This window comes from Micromonospora tulbaghiae, from assembly GCF_900091605.1.
In the GTDB taxonomy this organism is placed as follows: Bacteria; Actinomycetota; Actinomycetes; order Mycobacteriales; family Micromonosporaceae; genus Micromonospora; species Micromonospora tulbaghiae.
This window is the reverse complement of the sequence record NZ_FMCQ01000015.1, coordinates 1-17,416: the sequence shown is the minus strand read 5'-3', so window position 1 is coordinate 17,416 and position 17,416 is coordinate 1. Positions and strand designations below refer to the sequence as shown.

The window sequence follows — 17,416 nt, the reverse complement described above, 5'->3', positions numbered from 1 at the left end:
TTGGTGAAGACGATGAGGTCGTGTTTGCCGTCGCCGTTGGCGTCGGCGAGGTAGGGGAATTCGCCGGGTAGGCAGAAGAAGTCGTGCCATTTGATGGTGGTGCCGGTGAAGGTGGTGCCGGTGGAGGTGGCGGCGTAGACGTCGGCGTCGGTGTTGCAGGTGAAGGTGATGATGTCGTCGCGGCCGTCGCCGTTGATGTCTGCGACGCGGGGTTGTTCGGTGCCGACGGCGAACAGGTCGTGCCATTTCTGGGGTGGGCCGAACGAGGTGCCGGTGGACAGGGCGACGATGACGTCGGCTGCGGTGGCGGGGCCTTGGGTGAAGGTGATGATGTCGTCCATACCGTCGCCGTTGACGTCGCCGATGGCGGGGTATTCGCCGGGGATGGAGAAGTAGTCGTGCCACTTCACCGCGGTGCCGGTGAAGGATGTGCCGGTGGACAGGGCGACGTAGACGTCGGCGTTGGTGTCGTGGGTGAAGGTGATGATGTCGTCGCGGCCGTCGCCGTTGACGTCGCCGACGGCGGGGACTTCGGTGCCGGGGGCGAACCAGTCGTGCCATTTGGTGGAGGCGGCGAACGATGTGCCGGTGGAGAGGGCGACGTGGACGTCGGCGGTGGTGCCGTGGGTGAACACGATCGCGTCGTCTCGTCCGTCGCCGTTGACGTCTGCGGTCAGCGGTGTCTCTCCGGACAGGGCGAACCAGTCGTGCCACTTCACCGACGTGCCCGCGAACGACGTGCCGGTGGAGGTCGCCACGTAGGCGTCAGCCGACGCGCCGTGGGTGAACGCCACCACGTCATCCCGACCGTCACCATCGAAATCCGTCGGCGAACCACCGAAATAGCGGGGCGTGGGCGGCGGCGGTGGCGTGCCGCAGTTGTCGCTGACCAGGAACCGCTGGTTGTACTGGCCGGGATACGGCGCGAGCGAGACGCCGTTGATCGAGATGACCTGGCCGACGCCGTTGTAGAGCTGCTCGTAGTGCACGTGCGCGCCGGAGGAGTTGCCGGTGCTGCCGGTGATCCCGATCTGCTGCCCCTGCTGCACGTAGGCGCCGTCGGGCACCGAGTAGGCGCTGAGGTGGAAGTAGTAGGTGGTCCACCCGCCGCCGTGGTCGATGACGATGTAGTTGCCGGCGCCGCTGGGCTGCGAGTAGCGGCGGGCGACTCCGGCGGCGGACGCCACCTGGGGCGTACCGCCTGTGACACCGCCGTCGGCGCGGACGAAGTCCAGCGCCTGCCGCACCTCGGCGCTGTGGTGGCTGTACGTCCACCGCTGCCCGCAGGGGAACGGTGCCTTGAAGGTGGGCGCGGCGAGTGCCGGTGACGGGGCGACCGTCACCGCGGTGAGGGTGGCCGCGGCCAGGGTGAGCAGCGCGACGAGGGCCCGCCGGGCGGGACGCGTCGGGAATCTGGGCATGCGGTGACTCCTCGTCGGAAGAGGGATGCACGGTCGGAGCGGCGCGTGGGCGCGTCAGGCCAGGGGCCGGTGTCGCCGATGGGCGGGCCCTGACAGTTCGCGTCGGAGAAGGGGCGGCTGGCGTCCCGATCGGCGGGACGGTGGCGCTGAGGAGAAGTGAAACCGCAGACTTCGGAGCCTGTCAATACCCGCCGGGGTGGTGAGTGCCGGCGGAAAACTTCCTTCAGCGTCGCTTCCGCCCGGCCTGGCTGCGCGGCGTGCGGGCCGACCCGCCGCGAAGATTCCTGCCCTGGAGGGAAAGCCGGGCGCAAAGTATTGACAACCGTGGAAGTCTCGAAGTTAACTCGCCAGCAATCGATTTCTCATGGCTCCTACGGCCGCTCGGAAGGGACACCGATGAGGCTCCGCATCGGCCGTTGGGCCGGCGCCGCAGCAGCCGCGCTGCTGGCCGTTGCCGTGCCCGCGACATCGTCCGCCGCCGCGCCGGCCGCCACGACGGCGCCCGCTCCCGCTCTCGCCGTCGCCGACGACAAGGGCCCGATCGGCTGGGACGCCTACCGCCGGCTCGACCGCCTGCCGGAGCTGGCCGCCGGCACCCGTACCCACCAGTTCTCCAGCTTCGGCCGCGACGGCTCCAACGACGACGGCTTCGTCGGCACCTGGTCGTGTCTGCGTCAGAGCGGGGGATGTGTGATCGCCGAGGCGCGCGGCCCGGGCGAGGTGCAGTCGATCTGGTTCACCCGCGACGACGGCAACGTCCGCGCCACCGGCTGGATCCGCGTCGAACTCGACGGCGTCGTGGTCGTCCAGGCCGACCTCCAGGATCTGGTGGACGGGCGGCTCGGCAGCCCGTTCGTCGCGCCGCTCGTGAGCAATGCCGACCAGACGTCCGGCGGCGTCACCGTCAAGGTGCCGATGCCCTACCGGGAGTCCATGCGGATCACCACCCAGAACAACCCGCTGTTCCACCACGTCACCTACCGGACCTTCGCCGACGCGGCAGGGGTGCTCCGGTTCGATCCGGCCGACCCGGCCACCGACGTGGTCACGCTGCTGCGCGCCGCCGGCACCCGCGACCCGAAGCCCGCCCAGGCCGGCGCCTCCACCACGCGCGCCACTGTCACCGCCCCGGCGCAGGGGCAGGTGTCACTGGCCGCCCTGACCGGCCCTCGGGCGATCACCGCGCTGCGGCTGCGCGTACCGGACGCCTCGGCCGGCGCCCCGACGCTCGCCGGACTGCGGCTGCGGATGACATTCGACGGCCGTACCACAGTCGACAGCCCGGTCGGCGAGTTCTTCGGCGGCGGGCTGGGCGAGCGCAACGTCCGGTCGCTGATGTTCGCCATGGACTCCGCGCCCGGCGGCTGGTACAGCGCATGGTGGCCGATGCCGTTCCGCACCGCCGCCGCACTGACGCTCGTCAACACGACAGGCACCACAGTCGGCGGCGTCGAGGCCGAGGTGACGTCGGCGCCCGGCGCCGAGTGGACGTCCCGGCTCGCCGCCGACGGCAACGCCGGCTACTTCACCACCCAGTCACGCCGCGCCGAGACGGTCGGCGGCACCGACTGGATCATCGCCGACCAGTCCGGGCGGGGCCGGTTCGTGGGCGTCTCGCAGACCATGCGCGGCCACATCATCGGCGGCAACACCCGCAACTACCTGGAGGGCGACGAGCGGGTGTACGTCGACGGCTCGCCCACGCCGCAGATCTACGGCACCGGCACCGAGGACTTCTACGAGTCGGGCTGGTACTTCAACCGCGGCGAGTACAGCGGCGTCTTCACCGGCAACACCGCCCACCTGGTACGCGGCGGCGGCTGCGCCGACGAGTGCGACGCCGCGTACCGGCTGATGATCGGCGATGCGGTGGCGTACGGCACCGCGCTGCGCTTCGGCATCGAGCACGGACCGGCCAACGACATGCCCGCCGAGTACGCCTCGACCGCGTTCCTCTACACCCAGCGCACCGTCACCACCCGCCGGACCGACACCGTCGTCACCGGCGACGCCGCCAGCCGCGCCGCGCACGCGTACACCGACTCCGGGGCGACCCAGACCGCGCTCAGCTCCGCCTTCGAGGGCGACGACGACAACGTCCCGCACACCGGCCAGGTCCGCGCCACCACCGCACCGGTCCGCGTCCGGCTGGCGATCGACCCGGCCAACCAGGGGGTGCGGCTGCGCCGCCACGGCGACCAGGCCGGCGGCTACCAGCAGGCGGCCGTGTCGGTGGACGGCACGCCGGCCGGGGTGTGGCTGCAGCCGCTGGGCAACGACAGGCAGCGCTGGCTGGCCGACGAGTTCGTGCTGCCCGCGGCGCTGACGGCGGGCCGGTCGGCGGTCATCGTCCAGCTCACCCCGGCTACCGGCGCGCCGGCCTGGACCGCCGCCCGGTACCTGGCCGACAGCATGGTGGCGCCGTTCACCGACACCGTCGCCCCGGCCCCGGTCGCCGCTCTCGCCCTGACCGGCGGGCGCATGCACGCGCTGGGCCTGACCTGGTCTCCCTCCGCCGACGACGTCGGCGTGGTCTCCTACCGCGTCTACGCCTCCCGGAACCCGGGGGTGACGATCACCGCGGCCAACCTGGCCGGCACCACCCGCGCCACAGCGTTCCGGCACGGCCCGCTGCCCGCCGGCCAGACCCGCTACTACCGGGTCGTTGCTGTCGACGGGTCGGGCAACGCCGCCGCGCCCTCGGCCGAGGTGTCGGCCACCACCCGTACCCGCAACACCAGCGACGCCGACGGCGACCGCCGCGACGACGCCGTCGACTTCACCCGCGGCGCCGCCGCCGACGTGTTCACCTCGCTCTCCGACGGCACCCGGTTCGTGCCGGACAGCCGGCCCTGGAACGACTTCTTCGCCGTCGGCGCGGAGGTGCCGCTCACCGGCGACGTCAACGGCGACGGCCGCGCCGACGTCATCACGTTCACCCGCGGCGACAGCGCCGACGTCTACGTCGGGCTCTCCACCGGCGCCGGATACTCCGCCGGGGTCAAGTGGCACGACTTCTTCGCCGTCGGCGCCGAGATCCCGGCGGTCGGCGACGTCAACGGCGACGGCCGCGCCGACATCATCACGTTCACCCGCGGCGCGGCCGCCGACGTCTACGTGGCGCTCTCCACCGGCGCCGGCTTCGGACCCGGCGTCAAGTGGCACGACCACTTCGCGCTCGGCGACGAGTTCCCGGCGGTGGGCGACGTGGACGGTGACGGGCGGGACGACGTCGTGACGTTCACCAGGGGCACGACCGGCGACGTGTTCGTGTCGCTGTCCGACGGCACCCGCTTCGTCGAGGACGGCTGGAAGTGGCACGACAGCTTCGCCGTCGGCGACGAGCTGCCGGCGGTGGGCGACGTCGACGGCGACGGGCGCGACGACGTCGTCACGTTCACCAGGGGTACGACGGGCGACGTGTTCGTGTCGCTGTCCGACGGCAATCGCTTCGTGCAGAATTCGTCGAAGTGGCACGACCACTTCGCATTCGGCGACGAACTGCCGGGGCTGGGGGACTTCACCGGCGACGGGCGTGCCGACGTGGTGACGTACACCCGAGGGCTGACGGCCGACGTGTACGTCGCGCCCTCCACCGGTGGCGGGTTCGGGCCACCCGGCAACCGCTGGCACGACCAGTTCGCGCCCGGCACCGACCTGCCCCGCCCGAGCGTGTCGTGATGCGCGCCCGACGCGTGCTCGCGGTGCTCCTGCTCGGGGTGGCCCTGGCCGCCGTCCCGGCCGCACCGGCCCCGGCCGACGACTCGGTACGCCTCGAAGCCGAGTCCCTCGCGGTCGTCTCCGCCACCGCTCCGGTCGAGGCACAGGCCGACTGCTGCGGGGTGAGCTGGTCCGGCGGGCGCCAGCTGTGGTTCCGCGCCGCCCGGGCCGGCGACTCGGTGACGCTCACAGTGCCGTCGGTGCCGGCCGGGCAGTACGACCTCGGCGCGGTGCTCACCCGCGCCGGTGACTACGGCACGCTGCGCTTCGCCGTCGACGGGGTGGCGATCGGCCAGCTCTTCGACGGGTACGCGGGCGCGGTGCAGCGTACCGGCGCGGTGCCGCTGGGTTCGGCGTCCCTGTCGACCGGCACGCACCGCCTCACGATCACCGTGACGGGCCGCTCGGGAGCCTCGACCGGCTTCTTCGCCGGGCTGGACACGGTGACGCTGCGCCGCGTCGGCCCGCTCGCGGCCGTCACCACCACCCCGTACGAGCTGCTCGGCGAGACACCGGCGCGGGGCGGGTCCACCCGCGTCTACGACCCGAGCGCAGGCGAGTCGACGACCTGGTACTACAACGACCACACGCTGGTGCGGCACCAGCAGACCGGGGTGTGGCACCTGTTCGGCATCACCCACGCCGAGCCCGGTGCGCCGCAGGACGAGAAGGTCTTCGGGCACGCCACGGCGCCCACCCCGACCGGCCCGTGGACGAAACGGCCGGTGGCGCTGGCCGCCGACCCCGGGGCCGGGGAGCAGTGGATATGGGCCCCGCACGTCGTCCAGCACAACGGCGTCTACTACATGTTCTACGCGGCCGGGAACCCGGACTACGCCCGGTACCGCATGCACCTGGCCACCTCGACCGACCTGTTCACCTGGACCCGCAGCTCCGCCAACCCGCTGTTCACCGACGGGTGGGAGGGCCGCGACCCGATGGTGACCCGGGTCGGCGACCGCTGGGTCATGTACTACACGGCCACGTCGAGCCCGTCCGGCGGCAACCATGTCGTGGCGTACCGGACCAGCACCGACCTGCGTTCGTGGAGCGGCCGCGCGATCGCGTACACCTCGCCGTACACCGGCCGGGCGGGCGGGCAGACGGAGTCGCCGTTCGTGGTGCGCCGGGGGGAGTGGTGGTACCTGTTCGTCTGCTGCGACGGCACCGACTACGGCGCCGCGTACCGGCGAACGGCCGTCTACCGCAGCCGCGACCCTCTGCGCTTCGACGGCGCGGAGAAGGTGACGGTGCTGGACGCGCACGCCGCCGAGGTCGTGGTGGACGGCTCCAACTGGTACCTGACCCACGCCGGCTGGGGTCAGGGCGGGCTCTGGCTGGCGCCGTTGACCTGGTCGGCCGGTGTGGTAGCCCGTGGCTGGACGGTGACCACCGGATTCCTGCGCGCCGACGTACGCACCTGGCCGAACGCCCGGATCGCCGAGCTGGCGGTGGACCCGGCCGGCGCCGGCAACCACCGTCCCGCGCTCGACTCGTCGCACCGGGGCACCGGCCCGTACCTCGCCGTCGGCCGGTTCGACGTGACCGACCGGGCCGGGGCGCCGGCCCGGGTCGACGTGTCGGCCGACGGCTCCCGGATCAACCTGGCCGGCATCCCGTTCGGCGACGAGCCGGTCACCGCCGACTGGCTGCTCACCGTGACGCCCCGGTGGACCGGTCCCGGGTTGCAGAGCGACGTCACCTGGTCGGTGAACGGGTGGCCGACCGCCGCGGTGTGGGAGGTGGCGTTCAACGTCGACGGCGCGTCGCCGCTGGTCGGCGACCCGGTGGCGGAGGCGCGGCCGACAGGTGACGTCACCGGCATGCCCCGCTGGACGATGAGCACCGGCGACGGGCTCTCGGTGGTCGCGGCGCACCGGTGGGGGTCGGCCTGGCGCGGGGACAACACCTGGTACGACGCCGGCCACGCGATGGCGGCCTGGCAGCCGCTGTGGCGCTCCGGCGGCCTGTCCTGGGCGCCCGGCCAGTACGCGGGCGGCACCTGGCGTCTGACCGCGAGCGGGGTCCGGCGGGACGTGCCGTTCGCCGACGCCGCGCACGCCGCGATCAACGCGATCCCATGACCGGCGTGGACACCCGCGACGCGCCCGGCCCGAGCGGCCGGGTGGTGGTCGCGGCGACCGGTGTGGCCAAGCGGTTCGGCGGCGTGACGGCGCTCGACGGCGTCGACTTCGACGTACGTGCGGGCGAGGTGCACGCGCTGCTGGGCGAGAACGGCGCGGGCAAGTCCACTCTGATCAACGTCCTGTCCGGCGTGATCACCGACTACGACGGAGAGGTCGCGGTCGACGGGATGCCGGTACGGTTCACCGGCCCGGCCGCGGCCCAGGCCGCCGGGATCGCGACCATCCACCAGGAACTCGACCTGGTGCCCGCCCTGTCGGTGGCCGACAACCTCGTGCTCGGGCGGGAGCCCCGGACCCGGCTGCGCACAGTCGACCGGCGGGCCGCGGCCCGTACCGCGCGCGAGCACCTGGACCGGCTCGGCGCCGACATCGACCCGCGCCGCCCGGTGGGCTCGCTGCGCGTCGGCGAGCAGCAGCTCGTCGAGATCGCCAAGGCGCTCGCCCTGGACGCCCGCGTCCTCGTCATGGACGAGCCGACGGCCGCGCTCGCTGACGGGGAGGTGCGGCGGCTGTTCACCACCATCGGCGGCCTGCGCCGCCGGGGCGTCGGTGTCGTCTACATCTCCCACCGGATGGAGGAGATCGAGGTCGTCGCGGACCGCGCGACGGTGCTGCGCAACGGTTCCGTCGCCGGTGTCGTACCGGCTGGCCGGATGGACCGGCGGCGGATCGTGGCGATGATGGTCGGCGGCCGGGCCGCGTCACTGTTCGAGCCCGCTCCGGCGGACGTGGCCGGCGCGCCCGGCCCGCTGCCCGCATCGGCCGGCGGCGACCCGTTGCTGCACGTCACCGACCTGGCGGTGCGGCCCCGGGCGTCCCGGCCCGGCCGCTGCGAGCCGGCCGGCATCAGCCTGACCGTGCGGGCCGGCGAGATCGTCGGCCTGGCCGGGCTGATGGGCGCCGGACGCACCGAACTGCTGGAGACCCTGTTCGGCGCCGGGCCCGCCGGTCGCCGCACCGGCACGGTCCTGCTGGCCGGCCGCCCGTACGCGCCGCGCCGGCCCCGCGCGGCACTGCGTGCCGGCGTCGGCTTCGTCCCCGAGGACCGGCGCCGCTCCGCGCTCGTCCTGGAACACCCGGTCGGCCGGAGCATCGTGCTGGCCGCCCTGTCCAGGCTGACCTCGGCCGGGTTCGTCATCCACGGCCGGGAACGGGCGGCCGTCGCGCGGTCGCTCACCGACCTGGCGATCAAGACGGCGTCGGCGGCCACGCCGGTCGGCGCGCTCTCCGGCGGCAACCAGCAGAAGGTCGTCTTCGCCCGCCACCTCCTCACCGAGCCGCGGCTGCTCCTGCTGGACGAGCCGACCCGCGGCGTCGACATCGGGGCGAAGGCGGAGATCTACCGGCTGCTGCGCCGGCTCGCCGGCGACGGCATGGGCATCCTGCTCGCCTCCTCGGAACTGCCCGAGCTGCTCGGCGTCTGTGACCGGGTGGTGGTGCTGCGCCGCGGCCGGGCCGTGGCCGACCTCGCCACCGGCGGCTGCACCGCCGAGGACGTCCTCGCGGCGGCGATGGGCGGCCCGGCCGCCGGAAGGGACGACCGATGACCGACACCCGCGTGCCGCCACCCGAGCCGGCAGTGACCGGGCCGGCCGCCGGTACGGCCGGACTGCGCGGCGCGACAGCCCACTGGCTGCGCCGGCCGCGCAGCCGCCGGGAACTCGCCGACCGGCTCTTCGCGGTGCAGAGTCTCTTCGCGCTGCTCGCGGTCTTCGTCGTGGCGATCCTCGCCTCCCCGCGCCGCGACGGCGAGATCCTCTTCCTCACCGCCGGCAACCTGGGGAACATCGTCCGCGCGGTGTCGGAGATCGGCATCATCGCGATCGGGATGACGTTCGTCGTCCTGCTGGGCGGCATCGACCTGTCGGTCGGGGCGATCCTCGGTCTGTCAGCGGTCGGCACCGCGACGCTCATGGTCGACTCCGGGCTCGGCATCCTGCCCGCCGTCGCCGCGGTGCTCGCGATCGGCGCGCTGTTCGGCGCGCTCCAGGGGTACGCCGTGGCCCGCCTCGGCATCCAGTCGTTCATCGTGACACTGGCCGGTCTCCAGGTCGCCCGAGGCATCGCCCGGATATGGTCCGGCGGCCTCGGCATCCCGATCGCCTACGGCGACGGACCCCAGGAGGCGCCGCCCGCCTTCGAACTGCTGAACGGCTCGATAAACGGCGTGCTCCCGGTGCCGGCGGTGCTGTTCGTGCTGCTCGGGGTGGCCGCTGTCGTGGTGCTGCGGACGACGGCGTTCGCCCGGCACGTCTACGCGATCGGCGGCAACGAGAAGGCGGCCCGGCTCTCCGGCGTGCCGGTCACCCGGGTCAAGGTCGCCGTGTTCGCCGTCGCGGGCCTGCTGGCGGCGGTGGCCGGCGTGGTCCACGCGGGACAGCTCAACCAGGGCAGCCCGAACGACGGCGCCGGATACGAGCTGGACGCGATCGCCGCCGTCGTCATCGGCGGCACCAGCCTGGCCGGTGGCTCCGGCTCGATGGGCGGCACCCTGGCCGGCGCGCTGCTGCTCGGCATCCTCAACAACATCCTCGCGCTCAACAACATCGACGCCAACGTCCAGCTGCTGATCAAGGGACTGGTGATCGTGCTCGCGGCGGCGTTGCAGAAGCTGCGCCGCGGCCTCGCCTGACCGAACCGACTCCGAGGAGCCACCGATGGACAAGCGAACCACACTGCTCGCGCTGCTGGTCACCGGCGCGCTGGCGGCGACGGGGTGCAGCGTCGAGAAGCCGTCCGACGACGCCGGGCAGGCCCGTGCCTGCGGCGCCGGCAAGGACTTCCTGATCGGCATGTCCCAGGCCAACAACGCCGAGCCGTACCGGCAGGTGATGAACAACGACGTGCAGACGGCGGCGAAGTCGGTGCCCGGCTTCCGCGTCGTGGTCTCCGACGCCGCGCAGGACAACAGCAAGCAGGTCGCCGACGTGGAGAACTTCCTCACCCAGAAGATCGACCTGCTGATCGTCTCGCCGAACGAGGCCAAGCCGCTGACCGCCGTGGTGAAGAAGGCGTACGACCAGGGCGTGCCGGTGATCGTGCTGGACCGCAAGGTCGAGGGGGAGGCGTACACCGCGTTCATCGGCGGCGACAACGTGGCGATCGGCAAGGCGGCCGGCGAGTTCTACGCCACGACGCTGCTGCCCGGCGGCGGCAAGGTGATCGAGATCGCCGGGCTGCCCGGCTCGACCCCCGCCGCCGAACGCGCGCAGGGCTTCCGCGACGGCATCGCCGCCAACCCGAAGATCCAGATCGTCGCCTCCCAGCCCGGCGACTGGCTGCGGGAGAAGGGACAGTCGGTGGCGGACGCACTGATCAAGACCCACCCGGACGTGTCCGCGATCTACGCGCACAACGACCCGATGGCCGAGGGTGCCTACCTCGCCGCGAAGTCGGCGGGCAAGGCGCAGCGGATCAAGTTCACCGGCATCGACGCGCTGCCGGTGCCCTCCGGCGGGATCAAGGCCGTCGAGCAGGGCCGCCTGGCCGCCACGTTCCAGTACGCCACCGGCGGCCGGGAGGCGGTCGAGCTGGCCCGGAAGATTCTCGTCGACTGCGCCGAGGACGTCCCGCGTACCACCACGCTGGGCACCATGCGGATCACCAAGGAGAACGCCGCCGAGGCGTACGCGAAGCTCGGTGGCCTCTGAACGCGGCCGCGCCCCGTCCCGCCCACCGTCCGCCCGTCGAGGGAGCCGCCCCGTGACCCGCTACACAATGCCCGTGCCGGTCGAGCGCCCGGCCGCCCCGCCCCGCACCGTCTACACGGTGGCCAGCGGCGACCTGCGGTCGAGCGCCAACGTCACCTGCTGGCCCACCCAGCGGCAGCTCGAAGCCGACCTCGCCGCCGCCGTCACCGCGCTCGGCTGGCACGTCCGGCGCGGTCATGACGTCGACCCGCTCAAGGGACACGGCTTCATCGACAGCCAGCGCGCCGGGATCGAGGTCTTCCGGAGCATCCCGGCCGACGTGCCGCTCGTCGTGGTGGAGGCGGTCTGGCAGTACAGCCACCACGTGCTGGCCGGGCTGCGCGCCCACCGCGGGCCGATCCTGCTGGTGGCGAACTGGAGCGGGGAGTATCCGGGCCTGGTGGGCCTGCTCAACCTCGCCGGCAGCCTCACCAAGGCGGGCGTGCGGTACTCGACGCTGTGGAGCGAGGACTTCACCGACGAGTGGGCGCGCGACGGCCTGAAGAAGTGGCTGGAGACCGGCCGGGTGACGCACGACGAGAGCCATGTACGCCCGCTGCCCGAGCTGCGGCCGGACGAGGAGGTCGAACTCGGCGTGGCGCTGGCCCGGCAGCTCGTCTCCGAGCGGGCCGTCATCGGCGTCTTCGACGAGGGCTGCATGGGCATGTACAACGCCATCATCGACGACGAGCTGCTCAACCCGATCGGCGTCTTCAAGGAACGCCTGTCGCAGAGCGCACTGGTGGCGGAGATGGCGCGGGTGCCCGACACCGAGGCGCGGGCGGTGCTCGCCTGGCTGGAGGCGGCCGGGATGACGTTCCACACCGGCGCCGACGAGGCCACCGAGCTGACGCACGCCCAGCTGCTCAGCCAGTGCCGGATGTACGTCGCGGCGCTGCGCATCGCCGACGACTTCGGCCTGGACGCGGTCGGGATCCAGTACCAGCAGGGGCTCAAGGACACAGTGCCCGCCAGCGACCTGGCCGAGGGTCTGCTCAACAACGTCGATCGCCCCCCGGTGACCAGCCGGGACGGCTCCCGGGAGCTGTACCCGGGCGTCGCGCTGCCGCACTTCAACGAGGTGGACGAGGGCGTCGCGGTGGACTCGCTGGTCACCAACCGGATCTGGACCGCGATGGGCCTGGACCCGGCGACGACGCTGCACGACATCCGCTGGGGACAGCAGTACGGCGAGCACTTCGTCTGGGTCTTCGAGATCTCCGGTTCGGTGCCCGCGTCGCACAACGGGGGCTACGACAGGTCGTACAGCATGCGTCAGCCGCCGATGTACTTCCCGCTCGGCGGGGGCACGCTCAGCGGCGTGTCGAAGCCGGGGGCGATCGTCTGGTCGCGGGTGTTCGTGATGGACGGCGGCCTGCACGTCGACCTCGGGCGCGGCACGGTGGTGGAGCTGCCCGAGGCGGAGACCCGGCGGCGGCTGGACGCCACCACACCGCAGTGGCCGATCATGCACGCCGTGCTGCACGGCGTGGGTCGCGACCAGTTGATGGCCCGGCACAAGGCCAACCACGTCAACGTGGTCTACGCGCCCGACGCCGACACCGCCGACCGCGCGCTACGGGTCAAGGCCGCCCTCTTCGCCGAGCTGGGCGTACGGGTGCACCTGTGCGGGGAGGTCACGATCTGAGCGAGCCGGCGGCAGTGCCGCGTGACCGGGTTCGGCCCGCCGCGGGGCCCTGCCGGCCGGCCGACGGCGCCGAGCTCTCGCGTACCCGCAGCTCGGTGTGGAGCACCACGGTCGAGGGCGCCTTGGCGGGGTCGGCGATCCGCTCGACGAGCAGCGTGGCGGCGGTACGCCCGAGGTCGTAGGTGGGCTGCGCGACGGTGCTCAGCGAGGGCCGGACCAGGTGCGCCCACGGGATGTCGTCGAACCCGACGATGCCGAACGGGTCGGGTACGCCGATGCCGTTGTCCACGAGGCACTCGACGGCGCCCACCGTCATCAGGTTGTTCGCCGCGAACACCGCGTCCGGCGGCTCGGCGGTCTCCAGCAGGGAGGCCATCGCGCGGTAGCCGCCCTCCTCGCGGAAGTCCGCGTACCGGATCAGGTCCTCGGTGGCCGGGCGTCCGCTCGCCTTCAGCGCCCGCTGGTAGCCCCGCAGCCGCTGCATGGCGGTGGAGATCCGGCGCGGGCCGGTGATGCAGGCGATCCGCCGGTAGCCGCTGCCCACCAGATGGGCGGTCGCCTGCTCGGCGCCGTGGGTGTTGTCCACCAGCACGGTGTCCACCTCGACGCCGCGTGGCTGCCTGTCGATCGCCACGACCGGGATGCGAGCCTGCACCAGGCGGCTGATCAGGGCCGGCCGCCCGGACGAGGAGATGATCACCCCGGCCATCCGCTCGGCCAGGGCCGCGGCGACGTAGCGGGCCTCCTTCTCCGGGTCCTCGTCGCCGTTGCAGAGCACGACCGAGAAGCCGGCCTCCTGCGCGACGTCCTCGACACCGCGCACCATCGAGGTGAAGAACGGGTTCCCGATGTCGGAGATGATGACCGCCCAGAGACTGGTTCGGCTGCGGCGGAGGCTGCGCGCGACGGCGTTGGGGCGGTAGTCGAGGTCCTGCGCGGCCTGCCGTACCCGCGCGGCCATCTCCGGGTCGACCGAGGCACGCCCGTTGAGGACACGGGAGACGGTCGCCGGCGACACTCCCGCGCGACGCGCCACGTCGTAGATGGTCGTCATCGCCGCTCCCGTCGTCCGTCGGCGGGTCCGGCCCGGCCGGCCCATGGCGGTCTGCCCGTCGGATCGTGACCCACCGGAGGGAGACCGCCACCGCGGGAGATCGCTCGGAATCCTATACCCGTCAAGCAATCGATTTCCGGCCGGGTCCGCCGCGCTTCCCGGCGGCCCCACGGTCGCTATTGACATCGACAGCGGTGACTACAACACTCGTCAGCAATCGATTTCTCACGGTCGCGTCGCCTGGTCACCCCGGTCGGCCGGCCATCTCCGGTTCCTTCCTCCGACACCCCCGAGGAGCACGGTGAGACGAACTCCACCGGCGATGCTCGTCGCGCTCTGCACGGCCGTGGCGGCCGTCGCAGTCGGCGCGCCCGCGGCCGCCGTACCGATGGACACGCTGGCCTGCCCGTCCGTGCCGGCCACCCACGACCCCGCCGTCACGCTGATCGTCTACCGGGTGGCCCGGTCGTACAACGTCAACGACAAGGTCATGCTCTCCACCTTCGAGGCGGGGTGGGTCGAGTCCCACATGAACAACCTGCCCTGCGGTGACAAGTCCAGCCTCGGCGTGTTCCAGCAGCGCTGGGACTACGGGTGGGGCACCCCCGAGCAGATCATGGACCCGGTCTACGCCACCCAGCAGTACGTCACCCGGGCGATCACCTGCGACCGCAACAACCCCGGCTACACCGCCGGGCAGGTGGCGCAGTGCGTCCAGCGGTCGGGGTTCCCCGACCGGTACGACCAGGTGGCGGCGACCGCGCGGACGCTGCTCAACCAGGCGGCCCGTACCCACGGCATGGCCGGCGGGTCGTCGACCGACGTCAACGGCGACGGCCGCGACGACGTCCTCACCTTCACCCAGAACACCTCCGCCGACGTCTACGCGAGCACCTCCACCGGCACGGGCTTCGCGGGAACGTCGGTGAAGTGGAACGACTTCTTCTCCATCGGCGGGGAGACCGCCTCGACAGGTGACGTCAACGGTGACGGACGCGACGACATCGTCACGTTCGCGCACGGCAACACCGGAGACGTGTACGTGGCGCTGTCGAACGGGTCGGCGTTCACGTCGCCGGGCAAGTGGCACGAGTGGTTCGCGCCGGGTGCCGAGATAGCCGCCGTGGGCGACGTCACCGGCGACGGCCGCGACGACATCGTCGCGTTCACACACAACGCGACGGCCGACGTCTACGTCGCCGTGTCCACCGGGTCGTCGTTCGCCGGCACGGCGGTGAAGTGGCACGACTTCTTCTCCGTCACGGGGGAGTTCCCCGCACTCGGCGACGTCAACGGCGACGGGCGCGACGACATCATCACGTTCACCCAGGGCCCGGCGTCGGCGGCCGACGTCATCGTGGCGCTGTCCACCGGGACCTCGTTCGGGGCGCCGCAGAAGTGGCACGACCTGTTCGCCGTGGGCGCCGAGCAGCCTCGGGTGGGCGACATCAACGGCGACGGACGCGACGACATCGTGACGTTCACCTGCAACGCCGACGCCGACGTCTACGCCGCCACCTCCACCGGCACCGGCTTCGCCGGCACCACTGTGAAGTGGCACGACTTCTTCTGCCTGCCCGGTGAGTTCCCGTACCTCGCCGACGCCGACGGCGACGGCAAGGACGACCTCGTCGTCTTCACCAAGGGCACCACGAACGACGTGTACGTGGCGCTGTCCACCGGCACCACATTCGGTGCCAGCAGCAAGTGGCACGACTACTTCGGCCTCACCGGTGAGGTGACGCTGTGACACCAGGATGGGAGGCCCTCGTGGCCGGAACACGACGGAGACGGCGGCGCGCCGGCGTCGCCCTGCTGGCCGCGGCGCTCGCCGGCGGGATCGCGGTGCAGCCTGCGCCGGCGTCCGCCACGCTGCCGGGCCGGACCGCGCTGGACGCCGCGTTCGTGCGGGCAGCGCAGGAGTACGACGTACCCCGGGACGTCCTGGTCGCGGTCGGCTACGGCGAGTCCCGCCTCGACGCGCATGGCGGCAAGCCGAGCCAGGCGAACGGCTACGGGGTGATGCATCTGGTCAGCAACCCGGTCCAGCACAGCCTGGAACGGGCGGCGGAGTTGACCGGCGAGCCGGTCGGGCGACTGAAGACCGTCACGCCGGCGAACATCCGCGGCGGCGCGGCGGTGCTGCGCGAGCTGGCCGACGCCGAAGGGCTGACCGCAGCGGACCGGGAGCGGGTCACCGCCTGGTATCCGGTGGTGGCGCGGTACGGCGGCGCGGCCGACGACGCCACCGCACGGCTGTACGCGGACGGGATCTACGAGCTGGTGCAGCAGGGAATTCCGGGCGCGGTGCCGGTGCGGGCGCACCGGGTCGAGCCGGAGCGGGGTCGGTACGCCACTGTGGCGCCGGCCGGCGCGGCCTCCCGTTCGCTCGCCGCCGCCGTGCCGGAGTACCCGGCGGCGCGGTGGGTGGCCGCCAACGGCGCGAACTACGGCGCGGGGCGGTCCAGCCGGATCACCACGGTGATCCTCCACGTCACCCAGGGCTCGTACGCCGGGACCATCAGCTGGTTCCAGAACCCGTCGTCCGGCGTCAGCGCCCACTACGTGGTCAAGTCCAGCAACGGCGAGATCACCCAGATGGTCCGCGAGGGCGACACCGCGTACCACGCCCGGTCCGGCAACGCGTACGGCGTCGGCATCGAGCACGAGGGCTACGTCGACAACCCGGCCTGGTTCACCGACGCGATGTACCGTTCGTCGGCCGCGCTGACCCGTTACCTGTGCGACAAGTACGGCATCCCGAAGAACCGCACCGGCATCAAGGGCCACAACGAGATCCCGGGCAACGACCACACCGACCCGGGGCCGAACTGGAACTGGAACTACTACCTCTCACTGGTGAACCAGGGCGGCGGAGGCTCGGCCGCCCGGTATTTCGGTGGTTCGCCGACGGATTTCGATGGTGACGGTCGGGATGACGTGGTGGCGTTCACCCACGGTGCGTCGGCTGACGCCTACGTGGCGACGTCGACGGGTTCGTCGTTCGCGGGCACGTCGGTGAAGTGGCACGACTGGTTCGCCCTGTCCGGAGAGACACCGCTGACCGCAGACGTCAACGGCGACGGACGAGACGACGCGATCGTGTTCACCCACGGCACCACCGCCGACGTCCACGTCGCCCTCTCCACGGGCACATCGTTCGCCGCGTCGGCGAAATGGCACGACTGGTTCGCCCCCGGCACCGAGGTCCCCGCCGTCGGCGACGTCAACGGCGACGGCCGCGACGACATCATCACCTTCACCCACGACACCAACGCCGACGTCTACGTCGCCCTGTCCACCGGCACATCCTTCACCGGCACGGCGGTGAAGTGGCACGACTACTTCTCCATCGCCGGGGAGTTCCCCGCCCTGGGCGACGTCAACGGCGACGGTATGGACGACATCATCACCTTCACCCAAGGCCCCGCCACCGCAGCCGACGTCATCGTCGCCCTGTCCACCGGCACCTCGTTCGGCCCACCCCAGAAATGGCACGACCTGTTCGCCGTCGGCACCGAACAACCCCGCGTCGCAGACATCAACGGCGACGGCCGCGACGACATCATCACCTTCACCTGCAACACCGACGCCGACGTCTACGCCGCCACCTCCACCGGCACCGGCTTCACCGGCACCACCATCAAATGGCACGACTTCTTCTGCCTACCCGGCGAATTCCCCTACCTCGCCGACGCCAACGGCGACGGCAAACACGACCTCATCGTCTTCACCAA

General features: G+C 72.2%; 10 protein-coding genes. 8 read left to right on the top strand and 2 right to left on the bottom strand.

Going from position 1 to position 17,416, the window contains the following annotated elements; all coding sequences use genetic code 11:
- Window positions 1–1,421, bottom strand: a 1,421-nt coding sequence (locus tag GA0070562_RS30840; RefSeq protein ID WP_254663903.1) for a VCBS repeat domain-containing M23 family metallopeptidase, incomplete at its 3' end; no start/stop codon positions are given.
- Window positions 1,422–1,817: 396 nt separating this feature from the next.
- Here GA0070562_RS30840 and GA0070562_RS29740 point away from each other — a divergent pair.
- The 6 genes from GA0070562_RS29740 to GA0070562_RS29715 are packed head-to-tail and all read left to right on the top strand — an operon-like array spanning window position 1,818 to window position 12,625.
- Complete coding sequence (locus GA0070562_RS29740) at window positions 1,818–5,102, top strand: DUF2961 domain-containing protein (RefSeq protein ID WP_091428226.1); 3,285 nt, start codon at window positions 1,818–1,820, stop codon at window positions 5,100–5,102.
- Complete coding sequence (locus GA0070562_RS29735; protein ID WP_091428224.1) at window positions 5,102–7,225, top strand: family 43 glycosylhydrolase; 2,124 nt, start codon at window positions 5,102–5,104, stop codon at window positions 7,223–7,225. Before GA0070562_RS29740 ends, GA0070562_RS29735 begins: the two co-directional genes overlap by 1 nt.
- Entirely contained in the window at window positions 7,222–8,835 is a 1,614-nt protein-coding gene (locus tag GA0070562_RS29730) for a sugar ABC transporter ATP-binding protein (RefSeq protein WP_091428222.1), read from the top strand. The genes GA0070562_RS29735 and GA0070562_RS29730 overlap by 4 nt, the downstream gene beginning before the upstream one ends.
- Complete coding sequence (locus GA0070562_RS29725; RefSeq protein ID WP_175438925.1) at window positions 8,832–9,920, top strand: ABC transporter permease; 1,089 nt, start codon at window positions 8,832–8,834, stop codon at window positions 9,918–9,920. The genes GA0070562_RS29730 and GA0070562_RS29725 overlap by 4 nt, the downstream gene beginning before the upstream one ends.
- Before the next feature lie 25 nt (window positions 9,921–9,945).
- The gene (locus tag GA0070562_RS29720; protein WP_091428220.1) at window positions 9,946–10,938 is read left to right on the top strand and encodes a substrate-binding domain-containing protein; all 993 of its coding nucleotides are present in this window, start codon (window positions 9,946–9,948) and stop codon (window positions 10,936–10,938) included.
- A gap of 52 nt (window positions 10,939–10,990) precedes the next feature.
- Window positions 10,991–12,625 carry a fucose isomerase gene (locus GA0070562_RS29715; protein ID WP_091428218.1) on the top strand — a complete coding sequence of 545 codons (1,635 nt, stop codon included), beginning with the start codon at window positions 10,991–10,993 and terminating at the stop codon, window positions 12,623–12,625.
- Here GA0070562_RS29715 and GA0070562_RS29710 read toward each other — a convergent pair.
- Entirely contained in the window at window positions 12,615–13,679 is a 1,065-nt protein-coding gene (locus tag GA0070562_RS29710) for a LacI family DNA-binding transcriptional regulator (RefSeq protein ID WP_091428216.1), read from the bottom strand. The genes GA0070562_RS29715 and GA0070562_RS29710 overlap by 11 nt on opposite strands.
- A gap of 301 nt (window positions 13,680–13,980) precedes the next feature.
- Between GA0070562_RS29710 and GA0070562_RS29705 the strand changes: the two genes are divergently transcribed.
- Both GA0070562_RS29705 and GA0070562_RS29700 read left to right on the top strand, forming a co-directional pair.
- Window positions 13,981–15,429 (top strand): FG-GAP repeat domain-containing protein, encoded by a 1,449-nt coding sequence (locus tag GA0070562_RS29705; RefSeq protein WP_091428214.1) that lies wholly within the window; start codon window positions 13,981–13,983, stop codon window positions 15,427–15,429.
- A gap of 20 nt (window positions 15,430–15,449) precedes the next feature.
- A partial coding sequence (locus GA0070562_RS29700) for an N-acetylmuramoyl-L-alanine amidase (protein WP_091428212.1) occupies window positions 15,450–17,416 on the top strand: 1,967 nt, incomplete at its 3' end.